At 42.9% G+C, this 3,203-nt stretch carries 1 protein-coding gene and 2 pseudogenes; 2 read left to right on the top strand and 1 reads right to left on the bottom strand.

Annotated features, from left to right (window positions below):
• Window positions 1–238 precede the first annotated feature (238 nt).
• On the bottom strand, window positions 239–2,260 hold the full coding sequence (locus PX481_RS15055) for a formylglycine-generating enzyme family protein (protein WP_288024783.1): 2,022 nt from the start codon (window positions 2,258–2,260) through the stop codon (window positions 239–241).
• Between the two features lie 124 nt (window positions 2,261–2,384).
• Between PX481_RS15055 and PX481_RS15050 the strand changes: the two are divergent.
• Window positions 2,385–2,672, top strand: a pseudogene (locus PX481_RS15050) (helix-turn-helix domain-containing protein); the annotation flags it as partial.
• A 186-nt stretch (window positions 2,673–2,858) separates the two neighbouring features.
• Window positions 2,859–3,203: pseudogene (locus tag PX481_RS15045) on the top strand (RNA-guided endonuclease InsQ/TnpB family protein); the annotation flags it as partial.

The raw sequence follows: 3,203 nt of genomic DNA, 5'->3' as shown, positions 1-3,203 counted from the left end.
TTATAAGGGATGGAACCCTTATATAGAAAGGCATTTAGCGATTTTTGTCAATTGTTTTTTATCTAGAGCGAACTAATCGAATTAAGTCTCTTGCCAGATAAGGATTTAGTCGATTTATGCCCCCCTATCGAACCATACCAAGTAACGAAGAACCAGAAAAGCTGTCGTAGAACGACGGGGTTTTCAACCCAAATTTTCGCTCAATGTTCCGCTATGGTAAAAGGGTTACGGAGTCCTCCTAGCACCCGCACACCACACGAAAACCGTAGTAGTGGTAGGTGCTGACGCGCCTAGCGAAGAAGCTGCGGAAAGCGGAACGACAGAGACCTGGATTGCCGTACCAAGAACCGCCCCGTAATAGAGAACGATTATTATTCTCAGTAATCCACGCCGACCCGTCCTCTGGCGCTCCGGTATAGTTATCGTGCCAATCGTCCGCGCACCATTCCCAGACTTGCCCGTGCATATCGTAAAGTCCGAAAGCGTTGGGGGGAAACTGCCCGACGGGAGTGGTTTGTTGTCGATAAGTACCCTTTTTACCGTCGGCGTAGGTATAGTTTCCGTGATAGTTCGCTATTTCGGTGGAGAGGGTAGCCCCGAAAGCAAAAGGAGTGGTCGTTCCTGCGCGACAAGCGTATTCCCACTGTGCCTCGCTGGGGAGATGATAATCTTTCTGAGTAAGCTTGGATAGCCGTTTACAGAATTCTACGGCTTGATACCAGTTCACACACTCTACCGGTCGATTATTTCCCTTGAAGTACGAGGGGTCGAGGGATAGGTCGATGTCGATTTTCGCCTGAGATGCGATGATTCGCCATTGCTCTTGGGTAATGGGATATTTGCCCATGTAGAAAGAGGGAACGGTGACTCGATGCTGCGGTTTTTCGTAGTTATGCCCCTCACCATCGGGCGATCCCATGAGGAAAGTACCGCCAGGGATATAGACTATTTCTAGGTCGATATTATTGCCGAGGTTTTCGCTCTTTTGAAAACCTTTTCCCAGGCGAGGTTTGATTATATTCCCTCTGGGATCAACGGTGATGATCTCGAAGGAGAATTCTTTCCCTTTTTCCTCCTCCTGACTACAATCTTCCTCTTCTACTCCCCGCTTATTTTCCTCTCGCTCTTTTTCTTTCTCAAATCGTCTTGCTAATTGCTGTTCGTAGGCTTCTCGAACTTTCTTTTGCTTGGCTTTAAGAAGATCGCTATAGGGTTGAATTAACTCTTTTTTGAGATCGATATTCGGTAAGCGGACTTCGTAGTAGGGATCGAGATTTAGATAATAAATATCGATATAAAAAGCCAAGAGAATTTGGTAAATTTTGATAATTACCGCTCTAATAATCAAGAGGATTTCATCTTCGGTTTTTCCTGCCTTTAATAATTCCCGTTCTACTTCTCGCCAATTCCATTCGATCGGTGAGAAAGACATCGCTTGCTTATCCTGCATTTTCCAAGAGGCAACTCGAAAGGTCACGGCATCCGATCGAATGTCTGTATAGATTATATATACAGGTACGCAGGACAACAAACTATGTAACCGTTCGATTTCGATTTCCTCGATTGGTTGCTTGAAATAATCTCCAAAAAATTTAACGGGATATAGTTGATCATTAACTGAATAGTAATCCGCAAGAAAAGAACTCACCTTTCGCATCTCTAGCTTGAAATCTAACTTCCTCATGGCAGCTAGGGAGCGATCGCTCGCTACACTGGGTAAACAGGCTAATATCAAGAGAGTTTGTTGATATTTCTTGAGCATCTGCTCGGTTTCAAAGCGACTCAACTGCGATAACCATGTATCTTTGTCCCACTCAGCTTGAATTTCTTGCAGCTTTAACTCAATTTCTTTTTCTTGCTGTTCTCTTAGTAGTTCTTGCCGTAGATAACTCAGGTTACGTTGTTCTTTTTGGATGGCGATTTTGATTTCTTTCAATTCAAGAGAAAGATTTTCTAAACCGATTCTTTCCCTAGGGATTTCATTATCTGTTTCTTGTTGCACCAATTCGCACTTGAATTGCTGCAACGCCAATTCGCACTTGAATTGGCGTTGTTTTCTTTGCAGTTGTAGGGATTGATTATCGAGTTCCAGCTTTTTTTTGTAGTAAGATAACTCGGCTTTTTTGACTTCGCTATTATTTTCCACTACGGAGGCACCATGACGAGATGCTTGATCATCATTAGATAGAAGGCGCTCCATCAGCTTCAGTGCCACCCGGGAGATACCAACAACAATTTGCTCGATCATTACCGCGTCCATTAGACTAACTCCTCATACTGTAGTGTTTTCATCGAAAATTTTGGGTCTGAAACCCCGTCGTTCTACGACGGCTTTACTGTTAAGTATTAGCACATTTACGAAATATATGCTAGTGTGAAAGGACATGGAAAAAGCCTATTCGTTTCGATTTTACCCCACACCCGAACAAGAGTCGCTATTGCGGCGCACTTTGGGCTGTGTAAGATTAGTTTACAATAAAGCTCTCCATCTCAGAACACAAGCTTGGTACGAAAAGCAAGAAAGAGTAGGCTACGCTCAAACTTCTTCAATGCTAACCCATTGGAAAAAACAAGAAGAATTAAACTTTTTAAACGAAGTAAGCTGTGTACCTTTACAACAAGGGTTAAGACACCTACAAACAGCTTTTACTAACTTCTTTGCTGGTCGTACTAATGGGACTTAGGCGTTTTCGGTAAGCAAAAAAGGCTCAAACCATTACGGGACAAAGGGTTAACCTCGATTTATGATTTTCCCTTGATATATCTGGGTTTCAGCGATTTTGGGCTTCTCGAAGTAAATCCCAAGCGGGGATTGGAGTTGCGGCTTTTCTCGATTTGTTTTTTGTCTAAGTCCCACTAAGTATCCTAACTTTAAGAAAAAACATCAGGGAGGAAGTGCCGAATTTACCAAATCTGCTTTTAAATTCAAAGACAGACAAATCTATTTAGCTAAATGCACAGAACCTTTACCTATTCGATGGTCAAGACAAATACCAGACGGATGTGAACCAAGTACAGTAACAGTCAGATTACATCCCTCAGGACGTTGGCATATTTCAATAAGATTTGATGACCCAACGATTAAGCCATTACCCCCAACCGATAAAGCCATCGGAATTGACTTAGGAATTAGTAGCCTCGTGATTACCAGCGATGGCGATAAAGTGTCTAATCCCAAGAATTTGAACAAGCATTATCGGAGA

The organism is Microcystis sp. M53603_WE2 (assembly GCF_030065435.1).
The sequence above is the reverse complement of the archived record's forward strand: the minus strand, read 5'-3'. Positions and strand labels throughout refer to the sequence as shown.

Coding starts and splice junctions, on each gene's coding strand:
- PX481_RS15055 (WP_288024783.1), bottom strand. CDS start 2,260: ATGGACGCGGTAATGATCGAGCAAATTGTTGTTGGTATCTCCCGGGTG.